The sequence below is a fragment of the uncultured Georgenia sp. genome (genome assembly GCF_937958535.1).
Lineage (GTDB): Bacteria > Actinomycetota > Actinomycetes > Actinomycetales > Actinomycetaceae > Oceanitalea.
Window position 1 is genome coordinate 1 of sequence record NZ_CALGNQ010000115.1, and the last position, 17,873, is coordinate 17,873.

The window sequence follows — 17,873 nt, forward strand, 5'->3', positions numbered from 1 at the left end:
CCCAGCCCTCGTCGTCGGTGTAGGGCGCCATCGCGTCGTTCCAGAACGACAGCGGCACGATGCTCTGTGCGTACAGGCCGATGGTCTCGATGATCTGACGGGCGAGGAAGACCGTGGAGCCGAAAAGGAACACGAACATGAGCAGGCCCACGGCCATGCCGATGTTGATGTTCGACAGCCTCTTCACGCCGTTGTCCAGACCCGCGACGATCGAGCCCACCGCCACCGAGGTGAGCAGGGCGATGATGACGACCTTCGGCAGGACGGTGTCGGGCAGTCCCACGAGCTCGGTGAGCCCGGCGTTGATCTGCGAGGTGCCCAACCCGATCGACACGGCCAGTCCGAACAGGGTGCCGAGGATGGCGAAGATGTCGATGGTCTTGCCGATCGGACCGTAGATCCGGTCCTTGAGGAACGGGTAGAAGACCGAGCTGACCCGCACCGGGAGCTTGTAGCGGTAGATGAAGTAGGCCATCGCCAGCCCGGGGAGCGCGAAGATCGTCCAGGTGTGCAGGCCGAGGTGATAGAGCGAGAAGCTCATCGCGTCCTGCGCGGCCTCCACGGAGTACGGCTCCACACCGTCGATGGGAGGGTTCGAGAAGTGGGAGATCGGCTCGGCGACCCCCCAGAACATCAGGACCGTCCCGATGCCCCCGGCGAAGAGCATGGTGAACCAGGAGAGGTTGCTGTAGGCCGGGCGGTCGTCGTCGTTACCGAGGCGGATGTTGCCGAACTTGGAGAACGCGACGACGAGGAGGAAGGCGAGCCAGAGCGATACCCCGAGGATGAAGAACCAGCCGAGGTTCGTCACCACCCACGATCGGCTCAGGGTGAAGACGGCGTTCGTCTGCCCGGGGTAGAGCAGCAGGACGATGAGAATGAGGACCATCAGTCCGGCGGACACGAAGAAGATGGTGGGGTTCGTCCGTAGCCCCAGTCGTTCGGCGAGCCGCTCGAGCATGCGTCTGTTCCTCTCCCGCATGGGGTCACCCCCGGTGACCCGGACCGTCCGCTGCCAGCATGTCGGTGACGCAGGTCACCGGCAACGGCAGGGGTCCTCGGATGGGGCCGGCCTGCAGGCCCGGCGCCCTACCGGCCGACGTCCGCCGGGCGACGCGTCGCCGGCCGTCTCGCCAACGGTCGTTCTGCGGGAGGCGTCAGCGCCGCCGCCCACCGTTACGGCGTGGACCGGGTCCCCGTCTGCGCGGTCCGCCTGCACCGCGAGCCTGCCTGCTGGGTGGCTGCCGGCCGCTGCGTGCGTCCGGCCGGGCGCCGTCGCCGGTGATCGTGGGCTGCCGGGAGCTGCGCTCGGTGCGGCCGCGGACGATCCCGACGAAGGTCTCCACGCGCGGGTCGTCGTTGTCCGCGAGCCAGGCCAGCCCGACCTGCGACTCGGCCACGCCCGTCACCGGCCGGTAGCGCACGTCCCTGCGGTGGTGCAGCCGGGCCAGCGACATCGGCACGATGAGGATCCCGGCACCGGAGGCGGCCACCTCGACCGCCTCCGCCACGGTCATCGGCGGGGGCTCCACGCGGTTGCCGTCGCGCACCTCGTCGGCCACGGCGGCCCACTCGGGGCAGGAGCCCAGGTCCTGGAGGAGGTGCTCGCCGGCGAGGTCTGCGACGTCGAGCTCGTCGAAGGCGGCCACGGGATGGTCCTTGCTCGCCACCACCACGGGGGGCTCGGCGTAGAGCGGGACCAGGTGCAGGCTGCTGCGGTCGACCGGCAGGCGGACGAAGCACATGTCGAGCTCCCGGGAGACGAGCAGCTCGCGCTGGTCGGCGACCTCCACCCCCCGGGGCTCGAGCGGCAGGTCGGGCAGCCGCTGCTCCCACCGGCGGAACCACTTGCCCGGACTGACTCCGGGGACGAAGCCGACGCGGAACGGGTCGGCCATGGGACTCCTCCGGTCGGCAGGGGCGGTGCGCCGTCCGAGACTAGCGGCTCGGGCCGGCCTCGACCGCGCGGTGGCGGACCGACGGCTGCCGTGTCGGACCGTCTCCGTATGATCGCGAGCCATGGGTCATGAGTCCGTGGTCCAGGCGAGGCAGCCGACCGGGTTGGGGAGCACCCCGCCGACCGTCCGCCCGGGCATCGTCGAGCGTCCCGCCCTGCTGCAGCTCATCGACGACGCCGTCGCCCGCCACCGGGTGGTGCTCGTCCAGGCGCCCTCGGGGTACGGGAAGACGGCGGCGGTCGCCGGCTGGGTGCGCCGGCACGGCGGCCCGGTCGCCTGGGTCACCCTGACGGCGCTGGAGTCCACACCCGCGCTCGTCGACGTCGTCGTCACCGACGCGCTGCGCCGGGTCGGTGAGGCCGACACCAGCCCGCCGGGCGTGGAGACGCTGCGCCATCTCCCCGGCCCAGGGGCGGGCCCGGAGGCCCGGTGGCTGGCCCTGCGCACCGCGCTCGGTGGCCTCACCTCCCCGGTGGTGCTCGTCGTCGACGACCTCGACGCCGCACCCGGCTCCCTGGAGGACAGCCTGCTCGCCGCGCTCGTCGAGAGCGGGCCGGCCCTCCTGCGGATCGTCCTCGTCGGGAAGCAGCGGCCACCGCTGCGCCTGGCGAAGCTGGAGGTCGGCGGGCAGCTCGGGCGCATCGACGTCGCCGACGTCCGCTTCCGGCTCGCCGAGACCCGGGAGCTGGCCCGCACGCTGGGGCGCGAGCTGCCGGAGGACCGGCTCCACGCCCTGCAGCGGTGGACCGGCGGGTGGCCGGTGGCGGTCCACCTCGGCCTGCTCGACTCCGCCTCCGCGCGGCTCGACGGCGGCGAGCCGCCGCCCGCCGTCAGCCCGGCGCTCGTCGGGCTCGTCGTGGAGAACGTCCTCGCCGCCCTGCCACCGCACCTCGTCGACCTCGTGCTCGCCACCACCACGCTCGACTGGGTGGACCCCGAAACTGCCGTGCGCCTCACCGGTCGGCCCGACGCCGGGCACCTGCTCGACGAGTGCGTCCGCCGGGGGCTCTTCGTCGAGCGTTACCAGGTGGAGGGGGTTCCGCGGTACCGGTGGCACCCGGTGTTCAGCGAGCTGTGCCGTGCCGTCCTGCGTGAGCGCGACCCCGCCCGGGCGTGCGAGCTGGAACGCGCTGCCGCCCGGGCGCTCGCCGACCAGGGCCACTTCCTGCACGCCGTGGAGCACGCGCGCCGGGCGGGCGACACCGAGATGGTCCACGCGATGCTCCGCTCCCGGTGGCTGTGGGCGGTGCTCGAAGCGCGTGCTCCGGAGGCCGCGCGGCTGTTCTCGGCGCTGGCCACCGACAACCAGGACGACCCGGCCCTCATCCTCGCCCACGCGTGCGTCCTCGACGTCACGGGTGACCGTTCCGGTGCCCGGCTGCGCTACGAGCAGGCCAAGGCCGCGGTCGCCGCGCACGGGCCTGCCGAGGCCGTACGAGTCGACGCGATGCGCGCGCTCGCCGAGCTCTTCCTCGCCGACTCCGCGGAGGTCCTGGCCGAGGCCGTCGACACCGTGCTGGCCACGATCAAGGCGGGTGGCTACGACGATGCGAGCATCCGGGCCGCTGCTCTGTTCGTCGCCGGATGGACCGAGCTGCGGCTGCGTCGCGACCCGCCGCACGCCGTCGCGCTGCTCCGGCTGGCGGCCACCGAGTGCGAGCGGACCGGCCAGCCCACCATCGCCGCGCGGGCCCGGACCAACCTCGCGTTCGCGGCGGCCCTCACCGGCGACCTCGGGACGGCGCTCGCGGAGCTCGCGGCAGCCGGCGGCCGCGACGTGCCCGCCGGTGCCTGGACCGGTCACGACGGCGGCATCGTCGACTTCACGCGCGGGTTCGTCGCCTTCTACCGGCACGAGCTCGACGCGGCCGAGCGCTGTCTGCGCGCCGTCCTCACCGCCCGGCCGGCCGGCGGCTACTCGCACATCGCGCGGCTCTACCTCGTCCAGACGCTTGTGGCCACCGGCGACCTGCTCCGCCTCGACGAGGCGGAGGCCGAGCTGGCGAAGGTGCCGGCAGGCGAGGAGCACGGGTTGCCGTGGGGGTACTTCCGCACCGCCTCCGTCGCCGTCGTCGAGGCGGCACGCGGCCGGTCCGCCCAGGCCGCGGCTCTCCTGCGGGACCTGCCGCCGATGCCCCGCGCCCCCATCGTCGGCTGCTACGTCGCCCGGGTGCTGGAGCAGGTGGGGGACCCGGCGAGCGCGGCGGCAGCCCTGGACCAGGTCGGGTCGACCGCCCCGCCGTTCGCCCGCGCCCACGCCCTCGTCACCCGGGCGCTGCTCCACCTGGGTGACGGGAAGAGCCAGGCGGCGCACGACGCGCTCGAGCAGGCACTGGAGCTTGCTGCCCCGCAGGACGCGGTGTGGCCCTTCACCAGGGACGAGCGGATCACCACGCTGCTCGAGGACCACGGCACGTGGGGCACGCGCCACGAGGGCTTCGTCGCCCGCCTCCTCGCCGCGCTTGCCGACGGTCCGGCGGTGGACGTGCTCTCCCCGCGTGAGCAGGAGGTCCTTGCCCACCTGCGCACGGACATGACGACGGCGGAGATCGCCGACGCGCTGTTCGTGTCGGTCAACACCGTCAAGACCCACCTGCGGGCCATCTACCGCAAACTCGGGGTGAGCGGCCGGCGGGAGGCGGTGCGCGTCAGGGTGCCGACCTACCTCGTCCGACATCGCTGACGGCGGGGCACCGGCCCCCACCCGACATCGCTGACGGCGGGGCACCGGCATCGTCCGGTCGCGCTGACGCCCGGGGCATCGGCGCCCTGGCGGCGGGAGCGGAGCGCGGTCAGTCGCGCCCCCGGCGCATCGTCGTCGCCTGCGGGCGGTCCCGGAGGGTCACGACGACGTCGCGGTGGACGAACGGCCCGGCTGCCAGGGCCTCGCCCGCGCCCAGGTGCTCGGCCCGGGTGAGCATGTCCAGCGGCAGGTGGGGCAGGGCGGCGCCGAGCTCGGTGAGGTCTGCCTCCGTGACCGTCGGCGTGAGCAACGCGTTCGTGCACCGGGAGAGGACGCCCCGGTGCACGTCGGCCGGCGCCGGCGCGGAGACGACCAGCCACAGCCCGTGCCGGTGCCCCTCGAGGGCCAGCTGGACGACCCGGTTGCGCACCGCCCGCTCGACCGGGGAGGTGGTGTCGGGCGGGCAGAGGTGATCGGCACCGTGGAGGACCACGAGCACCTGGCCGCCATCGTCCCGGCGGGCCAGCAGGTGGTCGAGGACGCCGAGGGCGACGGTGAGCCGCTGCTCGCGGCCGGGGTAGCCGGCGAGGTCGAGCACGCCGGCCGGCGCGGTGGCGAGGGCGTCGGTCACCGCCGGCTCCTCCGCGGCCCACACGGTCTGCCACTCCGGCAGCGTGAGCAGATCCACGCGCTCGGCGAGCCGGAGGGCGCCGGCGGTGCCGAGGTCACGCAGGGCGGGGGCCAGCGTCCCGAGCTCCAGGGCACGGCCTTCGGACCACACGTGGACGAGCGCGTTGAGCTCGGTCCGGTCCGTCGCCGGGTCCAGGCCCAGGAGGGCGGCCCGGGAACGGACGGGCAGGTCGGCGAAGCGGATCCGCAGCGGCCGGTGCACCGAGTCGGGGTGCAGGTGGAGGACCTCCCGCGGGTCGGACCTGGACCCGCCGGCCTGCGCGGCCGGCGGCTCGATACCGGAGAGGCTGCCGTCGAGGTCGAGCACGACGAGGGAGAGCGAGGTGCCGACGAGGGCCCGCTCGACGAGGGCGCTGACGGCGTGGGCCCGCTGCGCCGGGTCCCGGCCACCGCAGAAGGTGTGCCGGTTGACCCGGTCCGCACGCAGGTGCACGGGGAGCCCGGGGAAGCCGGCCACGTGGCCCAGCCGCAGGGCGTCCAACCGGTGCGGGTGGGTCGCACGGGGCTGGTCGGGCAGTCGGGGCCGGCTTGACTCCCAGGACTGGTCGGTCACGCGGAGGGGGTCGGCCACGCGAGGGTGGTCGGCCACAGGAGGGTGAGCTGTCGTGGGGGTTGACATGCCGCCATCGTGGGCATGCCACGACGCGACGTGGCTCACCCGAAGGGGACGATTTCCGGGTGGGGGAGGAGAACGGGCGGGCGCCCGGGCGCCAGGTACCCTGCAGCAATGGCCAAGCCGCAGCTGCTCAAACCCCTCACCGCCGCCCGGAAGCTCGGGGTCCTGCTCGCCGCGACCCCCGAGGAGTTCCAGGCGCGGGACATCTCCCGCGACGAGCTCGACGAGCTGCAGGCCGACCCGCCGGAGTGGCTGCGCGAGCTGCGCCGCAACGGGCCGCACCCCCGACAGGAGGTGGCCCGACGGCTGGGGGTGTCGACGTCCGGTCTGGCCCGTGCGGGGCTCACCGAGCCGCTGACGACGCAGCAGATCAACGAGCTGCGGGGCGACCCGCCCGCGTGGCTGGTCGCCGAGCGCGAGACGTGGGCCCGGGTCCGGGCGGAGGAGGCCCGGTTGCGACAGCGCCGCGCAACCGGCAGCTGAGCGGTCTGGGCCGAGAGCGCGGCGGCTGCTAGGTTGCCGCGATGACCTTTCGTGCGATGCTGCCTCGGTCGAGCCGTTGCGTCACGCTGCGCCCCCTCGAGCACCGGGACGCGACCGCCTACGCCGCCGGTGCGGCCGACCCGGACGTCCGGCGTCTCGCTCACCTGCCCGAGCCCGAGTACACCCCGGGACGGGTCCGGGAGCTCATCGACACCACGGTCGAGGAGGGGCTGTCCAGTGGCACGCTGGCCGTCCTTGCCCTCGCCGACGCCGCGACCGACGACTTCCTCGGGAGCATGGTCATCTTCGATGTGACCGTCGACTCCGCAGAGGTCGGCTTCTGGGTTGCGCCTGCCGGCCGCGGGCGGGGGGTGGCGGCGGCGGGCCTGCGGCTGGCGTGCGACCTCGCCCGCGCCCGTGGGATGACGCACCTGCGCGCACGCACGGATGTCGACAACGCTGCCTCCCGCACGGTCCTCGAACGGGCGGGCTTCCGGCCCGTCGGAGCGCCCGCCCCGGGCACGACCCCCTCCGGTGCGGTCGCGACGATGCAGGAGTACGTCGCCGCGGTGTGAGGCTCAGGCGTCCCAGCGGAACGCGCGGGTGGCCAGCACGCTGCCCACCACCGCCCACCCGGCGAGCACCGCGAGCGCGGCGAGGTCGACCAGCCCCTCGGTGGTCAGCGTGCGCAGCGCCTCGCCGAGCGCCCCGGGCGGGAGGTAGGCCATGACGGAGTCGAGCGGCGCGGGCAGCAGGCCGAGCGGCAGCAGCAGCCCGCCGCCCACGACCATGAGGACGAAGAGCAGGTTGGCGATCGCCAGCACCGCCTCCGGGCGCAGCGTGCCGCCGACGAGCATGGCGAAGGCGACGAAGACCGCCGTCCCGAGCACCATGAGCACCGCCGCGGCGACCACCTGGGCCCCGCCCACGCCCTCCGGTCGCCAGCCCAGGACGAGGGCGAGGAGCCCGAGCACGCCGGTCTGCACGACGAGGACGATGAGCACCGCCCCGAGCTTGCCGGCGAGCAGTCCCTGCGGCCCCAGCGGCGTGGTGGCGAGCATGCGCAGCACGCCCCAGCGCCGGTCGAAGGCGACGGCGATCGCCTGGGAGGTGAAGGAGGACGCCACCGCCATCGCCAAAGCTCCCCCCAGGGCAGCGGCCGGGCGCGGGTCCGGCAGCGGGACGACGTCGGTCGTCGTGAGCACGACGAGCGCGATGGCGGGCAGCAGCAGGGTGAGCAGCAGCTGCTCCCCGTTGCGGAGCACGGCAAGGGTCTCGAACCAGGTCTGCGCCCAGACCCGACGGAGGGTCGCGCTCATGCGGCGTCGACCCGCAGCTCGCGCCCGGTGAGGGCGAGGAAGGCGTCCTCCAGCGTGGGGCGGGTGAGGGCCACCTCGGCGTCGCCGTGCCCTGCCGTCGCCAGCGCCCCGGCGACGACCGCGAGGGCGGCGGCGTCGAGCTCCCCACCCTCCCGGTCGCGGACCATGACGACGTTCCCGCCCTCCACCGTCGTCCGCAGAGCGGGGTGCGCGGCCAGCGCGTGGTCGAGGTCGGTGGCGAGCCGCACCGCGTCCGTCCCCGGCGGGGTGGAGATCCGCACGTACGGGGCACCGCGGAGGGCGGCGGGGGAGCCGGCCGCGACGTCCGTGCCGCGGTCGACGACGACGACGTGGTCGGCGAGCTCCTCGGCCTCGGTCATCAGGTGGGTGGTCAGGACGATGGACGTGCCCTCCGCCCGCAGCTCGCGGACCAGTTCCCACACCGCCAGCCGCGCCTGCGGGTCGAGCCCGGCGGTGGGCTCGTCGAGGAAGACGAGCTCCGGCTCCCCGACGATCGCGCAGGCCAGCGCGAGCCGCTGCCGCTGCCCCCCGGACAGGTGCCGGACACGGGTGCGCGCCACCTTGGCCAGCCCGAGCCGCTCGAGCAGCGGGTCGGCGGCGGCCGGACGGTCGTGGAGCCGGGCCACGTGCCGCAGCACCGCCCCGGCCCGCGGCGCCATGGGTAACCCGCCCTCCTGGAGCATGACACCGACGCGGCGCCGCAGCTCACCGGCAGCCTCCGGCATCGACCGGTCCAGGCCGAGGACCTCGATGCGGCCGCCGTCCGGACGCCGCAGGCCCTCGCAGCACTCGATGGTCGTGGTCTTGCCGGCACCGTTCGGACCGAGCACCGCGGTCAGCTCACCGCGCCCGGCGCGCAGGCTGAGCCCGTCGACGACGTCGCGGTCGCCGTAGCGTTTACGCAGCTGCTCGACGAGCAGCGCGGGGGAGTCGGAGAGCACGGGCCAAGGGTAGTCCGGGCAGGACCCCGTCCCGGAACCGGGTGACTCCGGCCACGGTGAGGCTTGCCTTCCTTGCGCGGGGCGATTTCGGCAACGAGACTGTTCCTTAATGTGTGCCCGCCAGTGAGCAGCCCCCGCGAGCCACGAGAGGAGGAGCGAGCCGTGAGTGACACGCGTGTCGAGTCCGACACCACGACCCAGGATCGCGTCCTGCGCCTCGTGGTGGAGCACGGGCCGATCAGCGCGGCCGAGCTCGCCCGTCTGCTCGACCTGACACCCGCCGGTGTGCGGCGCCATATCGCCGCCCTCGAGCGCGAGGACCGCATCGTCGTCCACGAGCCCGCCGGACCGGAGCAGCGCCGGCGCGGCCGGCCCGCCCGCTACTACGTCGCCACCGACGCCGGCCGGGAGGGCCTGTCCCAGGCCTACTCCGACCTCGCCACCGACGCCCTGGCCTACCTCGAGTCCGTCGCCGGTCCGGGCGCAGTCGAACGCTTCGCCCACCACCGGCTGCGGGAGATGGAGGAGCGCTACACCCCTCTCGTCGACGCGGCCGGGGACGACCTGGAGAAGCGTGCGCGCGCCCTGGCCTCGGCCCTGACCAAGGACGGCTACGCTGCCACGGTGCGCGAGGTGGGCCCCCGCGGGTTCGCCGTCCAGCTCTGCCAGGGCAACTGCCCGGTGCTCGCGGTGGCGGAGAGCTACCACGAGCTCTGCGACGCGGAGACCAAGGCCTTCTCCCGCCTGCTCGGTGTCCACGTCCAGCGCCTGGCCACCCTGGCCGGCGGCGAGCACGTGTGCACCACCCACATCCCGACCAGCATCCCGATCGGCCGCCCCAGCACGTCACCGCGCGGTGACGACACGGAAGGAATCTGATGACGAGTACGACCGACACCCGGATGACCCAGGAAGAGACGATCAACTCTTTCGGGTCCTACCAGTACGGCTGGCGTGACCCGGACGTCGCCGGTGCCTCGGCCCGGCGCGGCCTGAACGAGGAGGTCGTCCGCGACATCTCCCAGCTGAAGGACGAGCCGGAGTGGATGCTCAAGCGCCGGCTGCGTGCGCTGAAGCTGTTCGAGAAGAAGCCGATGCCGAACTGGGGTGCGGACCTGTCGGGCATCGACTTCGACACGATCAAGTACTTCGTGCGGTCCACGGAGAAGCAGGCCACCAGCTGGGAGGAGCTGCCCGAGGACATCAAGAACACCTACGACCGGCTCGGCATCCCCGAGGCGGAGAAGCAGCGCCTCGTCGCCGGTGTGGCCGCGCAGTACGAGTCCGAGGTCGTCTATCACCAGATCCGGGAGGACCTCGAGGCACAGGGCGTCATCTTCCTCGACACCGACACCGCGCTGAAGGAGCACCCGGAGTTCTTCGAGGAGTACTTCGGCACCGTCATCCCGGCCGGTGACAACAAGTTCGCCGCGCTCAACACCGCGGTGTGGTCCGGTGGCTCCTTCGTGTACGTGCCCAAGGGCGTCCACGTCGAGATCCCGCTCCAGGCCTACTTCCGGATCAACACCGAGAACATGGGCCAGTTCGAGCGGACCCTGATCATCGCCGACGAGGGCTCCTACGTGCACTACGTCGAGGGCTGCACCGCCCCGATCTACAAGACCGACTCCCTCCACTCCGCGGTCGTGGAGATCATCGTCAAGAAGGACGCCCGCGTCCGGTACACGACGATCCAGAACTGGTCGACGAACGTGTACAACCTCGTCACCAAGCGCGCGACCGTCGAGGCCGGCGGCAACATGGAGTGGGTCGACGGCAACATCGGGTCCAAGACCACGATGAAGTACCCGGCGATCTACCTCATGGGCGAGCATGCCCGCGGCGAGACGCTCTCCGCGGCGTTCTCCGGTGCCGGTCAGCACCAGGACACCGGCGCCAAGATGGTCCACATGGCCCCGCACACCTCCTCCTCGGTGGTGTCGAAGTCGGTGTCGCGCGGCGGTGGCCGCTCCTCCTACCGCGGCCTGGTCCAGGTCCTGGAGGGAGCGACCCACTCCAAGTCGACCGTCCTGTGCGACGCGCTGCTCGTGGACACGATCTCGCGCACCGACACCTACCCGTACGTCGACGTCCGTGTGGACGACGTCGAGATGGGTCACGAGGCCACCGTCTCCAAGGTGAGTGAGGACCAGCTCTTCTACCTCATGTCCCGTGGTCTCACGGAGACGGAGGCGATGGCGATGATCGTGCGCGGCTTCATCGAGCCGATCGCCCGTGAGCTGCCGATGGAGTACGCCCTGGAGCTCAACCGCCTCATCGAGCTCCAGATGGAGGGGTCCGTCGGCTGATGTCCACCGCCGTCCAGTCCACCTCCGCACCAGACAAGGAATCCATGAAGACCGACCACTCGCGTGCCGTCGCCGACGGCGCCCACAGCCACGCCGGCCCCGAGCCCGCCGGGCAGCGGTTCACCTCCTTCGAGCTCTCGGACTTCCCCGTGCCCACGGGCCGGGAGGAGGAGTGGCGCTTCACGCCCGTCGACCGCCTGCAGAAGTTCTTCGCCGGTGAGCTGACCGGGCCGGCCCCCGCCGTCGCCGTCGACGCCGCCCCCGGCGTGCGCGTCGAGCAGGTGGGCCGTGACGACGAGCGGCTCGGCACGGTCGGGGCTCCCATCGACCGGGCCGGCGCCGCGGCGTGGACCTCGTTCACCGAGGCCACCGTCCTCACCGTGGAGAAGCAGCAGACCCCCGAGCAGCCCACCTCGGTGACGATCACCGGCGCCGGTGACGGCGAGCCCGGCGCCCAGCACCTGCTCATCGTGGCCGAGGAGCTCTCCGAGGCGACTGTCGTGCTCAACCACGCCGGCTCGGCCCAGCTCGCCCAGACGGTCGAGATCGACGTGCGCGACGGCGCCCAGCTCACCGTGGTCAGCCTCCAGGAGTGGGACGAGGGCAGCATCCACCTCAGCGCGCACCGCACCCGTGTGGGCCGCGACGCCAAGATCCGGCACATCGTCGTCACCCTCGGTGGCGACATCGTGCGGATCACCCCCGACTCGGTGCTCTCCGCGCCGGGCGGCGAGGTGGAGAAGATCGGTCTGTACTTCACCGACGGCGACCAGCACCAGGAGCACCGTCTCCTCGTCGACCACAGCGCCCCGAACTGCATCTCCCGCGTCACCTACAAGGGCGCGCTGCAGGGGCAGGACGCCCACGCCGTATGGATCGGCGACGTCGTCATCCGGTCGCAGGCCGAGGGCACCGACACCTACGAGCTCAACCGCAACCTCGTCCTCACCGAGGGCGCGCGGGCCGACTCCGTGCCCAACCTGGAGATCGAGACGGGTGAGATCGAGGGCGCCGGCCACGCCAGCGCCACCGGGCGCTTCGACGACGAGCAGCTGTTCTACCTCAAGGCCCGGGGCATCCCCGAGGTCGAGGCGCGCCGCCTCGTCGTCATCGGCTTCTTCGCCGAGCTCATCAACCAGATCGACGTGCCCAGCGTCACCGAGCGCCTCACCGCGGCGATCGAGGACGAGATCCGGCAGTACGAGGCCCTGACGGCATGAGCGCCCAGTACGTGTGCGACACCGGCGACCTCGAGCCGGGTGAGGCGATGCGGGTGGACATCGAGGACGCCGACGGCCGTCCCGTCCCCGTCGCCGTCGTACGCGACGAGGCCGGTGACTTCCACGCCGTCTCCGACATCTGCTCCCACGGGCAGGTGAACCTCTCGGACGGCGAGGTGGAGGACTCCACCATCGAATGCTGGCTGCACGGGTCGACCTTCGACCTGCGCACCGGCAAGCCGCTGAGCCTGCCGGCCACCCAGCCGGTTCCCGTCTACGCCGTCTCCGTCGAGGGCGACAGCGTCCTCGTCGACATCACCGTGACCGTCGGCGCCAACGCCTGAACCCGACTTACAGGAAGAGAAGAACCCCGCAAATGTCCAAGCTCGAGATCAAGAACCTCCACGCCTCCGTGGAGACCCAGGACGGCCCGAAGCCGATCCTCAAGGGCGTCAACCTCACCATCGACAGCGGCCAGATCCACGCGATCATGGGCCCCAACGGGTCGGGCAAGTCGACGCTCGCCTACGCGCTGGCCGGCCACCCGGCCTACGAGGTGACCGAGGGTGAGGTGCTGCTCGACGGCGAGAACCTCCTGGAGATGGAGGTCGACGAGCGTGCCCGCGCCGGCCTCTTCCTCGCCATGCAGTACCCGGTCGAGGTCGCCGGTGTGTCGGTGTCGAACTTCCTGCGCACCGCCAAGACCGCGATCGACGGCGAGGCCCCGCCGCTGCGCACCTGGGTCAAGGAGGTCAACGCGGCGATGGAGAAGCTGCGCATGGGCTCCGACTTCGCCCAGCGTGACGTCAACTCCGGCTTCTCCGGCGGTGAGAAGAAGCGCCACGAGATCCTGCAGATGAAGCTGCTCAAGCCGAAGTTCGCGATCCTCGACGAGACCGACTCCGGCCTCGACGTGGACGCCCTGCGCATCGTCGGCGAGGGCGTCAACGACGCCCAGGCCGAGACGAACGCCGGGATCCTCCTCATCACCCACTACACGCGGGTGCTGAAGTACATCAAGCCCCAGTTCGTCCACGTCTTCGTCGATGGTCGCATCGCCGAGGAGGGCGGCCCCGAGCTCGCCGAGCGGCTCGAGGCCGAGGGCTACGACAAGTACGTGACGGCCGCGGTCTGACCGCGCCCGGAGAGGACGTTCGATGAGTGCACCGGTCACCGCCGGCTCGACCGCTCTGAGCGCGGCCGAGCTGGCGGCCGTGCGCGCCGACTTCCCGATCCTGGGAAGGACGACCCGTAGCGGCCGGCCGCTGGTCTACCTGGACTCGGCGGCCACCTCGCAGAAGCCCCAGTGCGTCATCGACGCCGAGCAGGACTTCTACGAGAAGCGCAACGCCGCCGTCCACCGCGGCGCCCACCAGCTCGCCGAGGAGGCCACCGAGGCCTACGAGGCGGCCCGGGCGGCCGTGGCGGGGTTCGTCGGGGTGGACCCCGACGAGGTGGTGTGGACGAAGAACGCCACCGAGGGGATCAACCTCGTGGCCTACGCCATGTCCAACGCCACACTGGGCCGCGGCGGCAAGCAGGCCGTGGAGCGGTTCGCCCTGCGGCCCGGCGACGAGATCGTCGTCACCGAGGCCGAGCACCACGCCAACCTCGTGCCGTGGCAGGAGGTCGCGGCCCGCACGGGCGCCACCCTGCGGTGGATCGGGGTCGGGCAGGACGGCCGGCTCGACCCGGCGACCTTCGACGTCATCGGCGAGCGCACCCGGGTGGTCGCGTTCACGCACGCCTCGAACGTCACCGGCGCGGTGAGCCCGGTCGGCGAGATCGTCGGCCGGGCCCGCGCCGTCGGGGCACTCGTCGTCCTCGACGCCTGCCAGAGCGTCCCGCACCTGCCCGTGGACCTGCGGGCGCTGGACGTCGACTTCGCCGTGTTCTCCGGGCACAAGATGCTCGGGCCCACCGGGGTCGGGGTGCTGTACGGGCGCCGCGAGCTGCTCGCCGCGATGCCGCCGGTGCTCACCGGCGGGTCGATGGTCCAGGTCGTGACCATGGAGAGCACCACCTACGCCGACCCGCCGCAGCGGTTCGAGGCGGGCACCCAGATGGTGTCGCAGACCGTCGGCCTGCACGCCGCGGTCGACTACCTCGCCGAGCTCGGCATGGACGCGGTCGCCGCCCACGAGCACGTGCTCACCCAGCGGCTGCTCGACGGCATCGCCTCGGTGCCCGGAGTGCGGGTGCTCGGCCCGACCGAGGCCGAGGACCGGCTCGCCGTCGTCGCCTTCTCCGTCGACGGCGTGCACCCGCACGACGTCGGCCAGGTGCTCGACAACGCCGGGATCGCGGTCCGGGTGGGCCACCACTGCGCCCAGCCGGTGCACCAGCGCCTGGGGGTGCACGCCTCTGCCCGCGCCTCTGCGTCGATCTACACCACCGAGGAGGAGATCGACGCGTTCCTCGCCGAGCTCGGCAAGGTCCGGCAGTTCTTCGGGGTGGACCATGGCTGACGCGTTGGAACAGCTCTACCAGCAGGTCATCCTCGACCACTCCCGTGAGCGGCACGGCGCCGGGGAGCTCGACCCCTACGACGCGGAGTCCTTCCAGGTGAACCCCACCTGCGGGGACCAGGTCACGCTGCGGGTCCGGCTCGCCCACGGTGAGGGTGGCCCGCGCCTCGACGCCGTCGGCTGGGTCGGCCAGGGCTGCTCGATCTCCCAGGCCTCGCTGTCCGTGCTCACCGACCTCGTCGAGGGGCGCACGATCCACGAGGTCGACACCCTGAACGAGACGTTCCGCGAGCTCATGCACTCGCGTGGGGCGGAGCTGACCGAGGAGAAGCAGGACTCCCTCGGGGACGCCAGCGCCTTCACCGGCGTGGCGAAGTACCCTGCCCGTATCAAGTGCGCCCTGCTGGGGTGGATGGCGCTGCGCGACGCCCTGGCCCACGCACTGACCAGCGAGCCCGCCACGGGCACGCACGAGGAGGACGAAGGATGAGCGAGAGCACCACGACCAACCCGAGCCCGACCACGGCCGCGGACGTCGAGGAGGCGATGCGTGACGTCATCGACCCCGAGCTCGGCATCAACGTCGTCGACCTCGGGCTCGTCTACGGGATCACCGTCGACCAGAACAACAACGCGGTCATCGACATGACGCTGACCTCGGCGGCGTGCCCGCTGACCGACGTCATCGAGGACCAGGCCGCCCAGGCCACCGACGGCCTTGTCAACGACATGCGGATCAACTGGGTCTGGATGCCGCCGTGGGGCCCGGAGAAGATCACGGCGGAGGGCCGCGAGCAGCTGCGGGCCCTCGGCTTCAACGTCTGACCCCCGCTCCTCACCGCCCACGTCTCACCGAGAGCTCACTTCCTGACGCCCCACCGGGCGGGAAGTGAGCTCTCGGCGCAAGATGCTGGGATGACGTTCAACGAAGGGGTGCGTGGAGACCCGAGCCGGGTCCGTACGTCCGGCGGACGCCGCGGCATGGCGATCGGTGGTGGGCTGGGCGGGGGCGGGCTCCTCCTCGTCCTCGTCGTCATGCTCCTCACCGGACAGAACCCGGTGGGTCTCCTCGGCGGGGGTGACGGCACCGGGCAGGACGCCGCTCCCGGGCTGGACCTGCGCAACTGCCAGACGGGCGCCGACGCCAACGCGCGCACCGAGTGCCGGATGGTGCTCACCGCGGACGCCCTCGACGTCTACTGGGACGGGGCCATGGCCGAGCAGGCGGGCGGCTCCTACGTCATGCCGGGCTTCACCATCTTCACCGACGCGGTGGACACGGGCTGCGGTGCGGCGACGTCCGCGGTCGGGCCCTTCTACTGCCCGGCCGACTCCTCGGTCTACCTCGACATCGGCTTCTTCGACCAGCTCGAGACACAGCTCGGTGCGCAGAACGCGCCATTGGCGCAGATGTACATCGTCGCCCACGAGTGGGGGCACCACACCCAGCACCTGCTCGGGACGATGAGCTCTGCCGACACACGCGACACCGGCCCGACGGGCGACGCCGTGCGGCTCGAGCTGCAGGCCGACTGCTTCGCCGGGATGTTCATCGGTGCTGCGGCCACGACCGTCGACCCGGACACCGGTGAGACCTTCCTCCAGGAGCCGACAGCCGACCAGGTGCGGACCGCGCTGGACGCGGCCGCCGCGGTCGGTGACGACCGCATCCAGCAGTCGGCGGGCCGAGAGGTCGAGCCGCACACCTGGACCCACGGCTCGGCGGAGCAGCGGACCCGCTGGTTCACCACCGGGTACGGGGAAGGCACCCTCCAGGCCTGCGACACCTTCGCCGTCGGCACCCCGTGACGACGGCGCGAGCGTCCGTCCGGCCCCCGGCCGCCGCCGCTAGCGCATGAGCACGACCGCCGGGTCGGTGAGCACGTCGGTGACGTCGGTGAGGAACGCCGCCGCCTCGGCGCCGTCGAGCACCCGGTGGTCGAAGGCGACCGTCACGGTGACGACCTCCCGTAGCGACACCTCTCCGCGGTGCTCCCACGGCCGGGTGCGGACCGCGCCCAGTGCGACGATCGTGCTCTGGCCGGCGTTGAGGATCGGCACACCGCCGTCGACGCCGAACACGCCGACGTTGGTCACGGTGAGCGTGGAGCCGGTGAGCTCGGTCATCGACAGCCTTCCCTCGCGCGCCTGTGCCGCCCGCGCGGCGATCTGGGCTGCCAGGGCGCCGGCGTCGAGCCTGTCCGCGTCGGGGATCGTCGGCACGACGAGGCCGCGGTCGGTCGCCACCGCGATCCCGAGGTGGACCGGGCCGAACAGCTCGATGTGGCCGGCGTCCGCGTCGAACCGTGCGTTGGCCGACGGCGTGCGCCCGGCGGCGAGGACGACGGCCCGGCACACCAGGGAGAGGAAGGTCGCCGGGTGCTCGCCGGCCCGGTCCTTGGTGCGGCGCAGCAGCGCCAGGGTCTCGGTGACGGCCACCGTGGAGTGGACGGCGGCGTGCGGCGCGCTGAACGCCGACTCCACCATGGCGCGGGCGGTGTGCTTCCGCAGGCCGGTGACGGGCACGATGGTCGAGGCACGTGCCTCCTGCTGGGTCTCGTAGCCCTCCTGCGCACGGTCGGTGCCCGCAGCCGCCTCGACGTCGGCGCGGCGGACGAGGCCGTCGGGGCCGGAGCCGCGCACGGTGTCGAGGTCGACGCCGAGGTGGCGGGCGAGCATCCGTACCGGCGGCATCGCCCGCGGCGTCGTGTGGCGGTGCTCGACGGCGTCGGGTCTGCGGTAGGGGACGGTGTCCCAGCTGCGCGGACGGCGGCGCGGCCGGGCGCCGGCGTCGGTCCGCGGGCCGTAGCCGACGAGCACCGCGTGCCGCTCCGGTGCCGGCTCGGCCGGTCCCGTGGTGGCAGGCTCCGGAGGGGCAGCTGCCGCGGGCACGACAGCCGCGGGCTCCGTCGGTGCCGTGACCGGCTCCGACCCGTGAGGAGGCGCATCACGGCCTGCGACCACGTCGAACTCCACGAGCGGCGCTCCCACGGGGACGACCTCCCCCTCCGCCGCATGGAGCGTGACGATCCGGCCCGCGTACGGGCTGGGGAGCTCGACCACCGCCTTGGCGGTCTCCACCTCCGCGAGGACCTGGTTGAGCTCGACCGCGTCGCCCTCGGCGACGTGCCAGGTGACGATCTCCGACTCGGTGAGCCCCTCACC

General features: G+C 72.6%; 18 protein-coding genes. 12 read left to right on the top strand and 6 right to left on the bottom strand.

Features of this window, described 5'->3' with window-relative positions:
- The coding region (locus tag Q0195_RS06295) for a BCCT family transporter (RefSeq protein ID WP_299276029.1) at positions 1-961 on the bottom strand (961 nt) is incomplete at its 3' end.
- 196 nt (positions 962-1,157) lie between these two features.
- Positions 1,158-1,898 carry a LysR family substrate-binding domain-containing protein gene (locus Q0195_RS06300; protein WP_299276032.1) on the bottom strand — a complete coding sequence of 247 codons (741 nt, stop codon included), beginning with the start codon at positions 1,896-1,898 and terminating at the stop codon, positions 1,158-1,160.
- 121 nt (positions 1,899-2,019) lie between these two features.
- Between Q0195_RS06300 and Q0195_RS06305 the strand changes: the two genes are divergently transcribed.
- Complete coding sequence (locus Q0195_RS06305) at positions 2,020-4,641, top strand: LuxR C-terminal-related transcriptional regulator (RefSeq protein ID WP_299276034.1); 2,622 nt, start codon at positions 2,020-2,022, stop codon at positions 4,639-4,641.
- A 109-nt stretch (positions 4,642-4,750) separates the two neighbouring features.
- On the opposite strand, the gene Q0195_RS06310 is transcribed toward Q0195_RS06305, so the two are convergent.
- Entirely contained in the window at positions 4,751-5,884 is a 1,134-nt protein-coding gene (locus Q0195_RS06310; protein WP_299276037.1) for a hypothetical protein, read from the bottom strand.
- A gap of 174 nt (positions 5,885-6,058) precedes the next feature.
- Here Q0195_RS06310 and Q0195_RS06315 point away from each other — a divergent pair, with 174 nt between their 5' ends.
- Positions 6,059-6,430 carry a DUF5997 family protein gene (locus Q0195_RS06315; RefSeq protein ID WP_299276040.1) on the top strand — a complete coding sequence of 124 codons (372 nt, stop codon included), beginning with the start codon at positions 6,059-6,061 and terminating at the stop codon, positions 6,428-6,430.
- A 41-nt stretch (positions 6,431-6,471) separates the two neighbouring features.
- Positions 6,472-7,005: a GNAT family protein gene (locus tag Q0195_RS06320; protein ID WP_299276043.1), complete on the top strand. Its 534-nt coding sequence runs from the start codon at positions 6,472-6,474 to the stop codon at positions 7,003-7,005.
- A gap of 3 nt (positions 7,006-7,008) precedes the next feature.
- Here the strand turns inward: Q0195_RS06320 and Q0195_RS06325 are convergent, their stop codons facing one another.
- Together Q0195_RS06325 and Q0195_RS06330 are read right to left on the bottom strand one after the other, a co-directional pair.
- Positions 7,009-7,749, bottom strand: a complete 741-nt coding sequence (locus Q0195_RS06325; RefSeq protein ID WP_299276045.1) for an ABC transporter permease — start codon at positions 7,747-7,749, stop codon at positions 7,009-7,011.
- Positions 7,746-8,711 carry an ABC transporter ATP-binding protein gene (locus Q0195_RS06330; protein WP_299276048.1) on the bottom strand — a complete coding sequence of 322 codons (966 nt, stop codon included), beginning with the start codon at positions 8,709-8,711 and terminating at the stop codon, positions 7,746-7,748. Before Q0195_RS06330 ends, Q0195_RS06325 begins: the two co-directional genes overlap by 4 nt.
- A gap of 162 nt (positions 8,712-8,873) precedes the next feature.
- On the opposite strand from Q0195_RS06330, the gene Q0195_RS06335 reads away from it, so the two are divergent.
- From Q0195_RS06335 to Q0195_RS06375, 9 genes are all read left to right on the top strand, one after another.
- Positions 8,874-9,590, top strand: coding sequence for a winged helix-turn-helix transcriptional regulator (locus tag Q0195_RS06335; RefSeq protein WP_299276049.1), 717 nt, complete (start codon positions 8,874-8,876; stop codon positions 9,588-9,590).
- Positions 9,590-11,020 carry a Fe-S cluster assembly protein SufB gene (gene sufB / locus Q0195_RS06340; protein WP_299276052.1) on the top strand — a complete coding sequence of 477 codons (1,431 nt, stop codon included), beginning with the start codon at positions 9,590-9,592 and terminating at the stop codon, positions 11,018-11,020. Before Q0195_RS06335 ends, sufB begins: the two co-directional genes overlap by 1 nt.
- 44 nt (positions 11,021-11,064) lie before the next feature.
- The gene (gene sufD, locus Q0195_RS06345) at positions 11,065-12,240 is read left to right on the top strand and encodes a Fe-S cluster assembly protein SufD (protein ID WP_299276054.1); all 1,176 of its coding nucleotides are present in this window, start codon (positions 11,065-11,067) and stop codon (positions 12,238-12,240) included.
- Complete coding sequence (locus Q0195_RS06350; protein WP_299276057.1) at positions 12,237-12,584, top strand: non-heme iron oxygenase ferredoxin subunit; 348 nt, start codon at positions 12,237-12,239, stop codon at positions 12,582-12,584. Before sufD ends, Q0195_RS06350 begins: the two co-directional genes overlap by 4 nt.
- 32 nt (positions 12,585-12,616) lie before the next feature.
- A complete protein-coding gene (gene sufC, locus Q0195_RS06355) occupies positions 12,617-13,375 on the top strand; it encodes a Fe-S cluster assembly ATPase SufC (RefSeq protein ID WP_299276060.1) in 759 nt (252 codons plus the stop codon).
- Between the two features lie 22 nt (positions 13,376-13,397).
- On the top strand, positions 13,398-14,708 hold the full coding sequence (locus tag Q0195_RS06360; protein WP_299276062.1) for a SufS family cysteine desulfurase: 1,311 nt from the start codon (positions 13,398-13,400) through the stop codon (positions 14,706-14,708).
- Entirely contained in the window at positions 14,701-15,198 is a 498-nt protein-coding gene (gene sufU / locus Q0195_RS06365) for a Fe-S cluster assembly sulfur transfer protein SufU (protein ID WP_299276064.1), read from the top strand. The genes Q0195_RS06360 and sufU overlap by 8 nt, the downstream gene beginning before the upstream one ends.
- The gene (locus Q0195_RS06370) at positions 15,195-15,533 is read left to right on the top strand and encodes a metal-sulfur cluster assembly factor (protein WP_299276067.1); all 339 of its coding nucleotides are present in this window, start codon (positions 15,195-15,197) and stop codon (positions 15,531-15,533) included. Before sufU ends, Q0195_RS06370 begins: the two co-directional genes overlap by 4 nt.
- Positions 15,534-15,623: 90 nt before the next feature.
- Positions 15,624-16,517, top strand: a complete 894-nt coding sequence (locus Q0195_RS06375; protein WP_299276069.1) for a neutral zinc metallopeptidase — start codon at positions 15,624-15,626, stop codon at positions 16,515-16,517.
- A gap of 39 nt (positions 16,518-16,556) precedes the next feature.
- Here Q0195_RS06375 and Q0195_RS06380 read toward each other — a convergent pair.
- The coding region (locus Q0195_RS06380; RefSeq protein ID WP_299276072.1) for a dihydrolipoamide acetyltransferase family protein at positions 16,557-17,873 on the bottom strand (1,317 nt) is incomplete at its 5' end.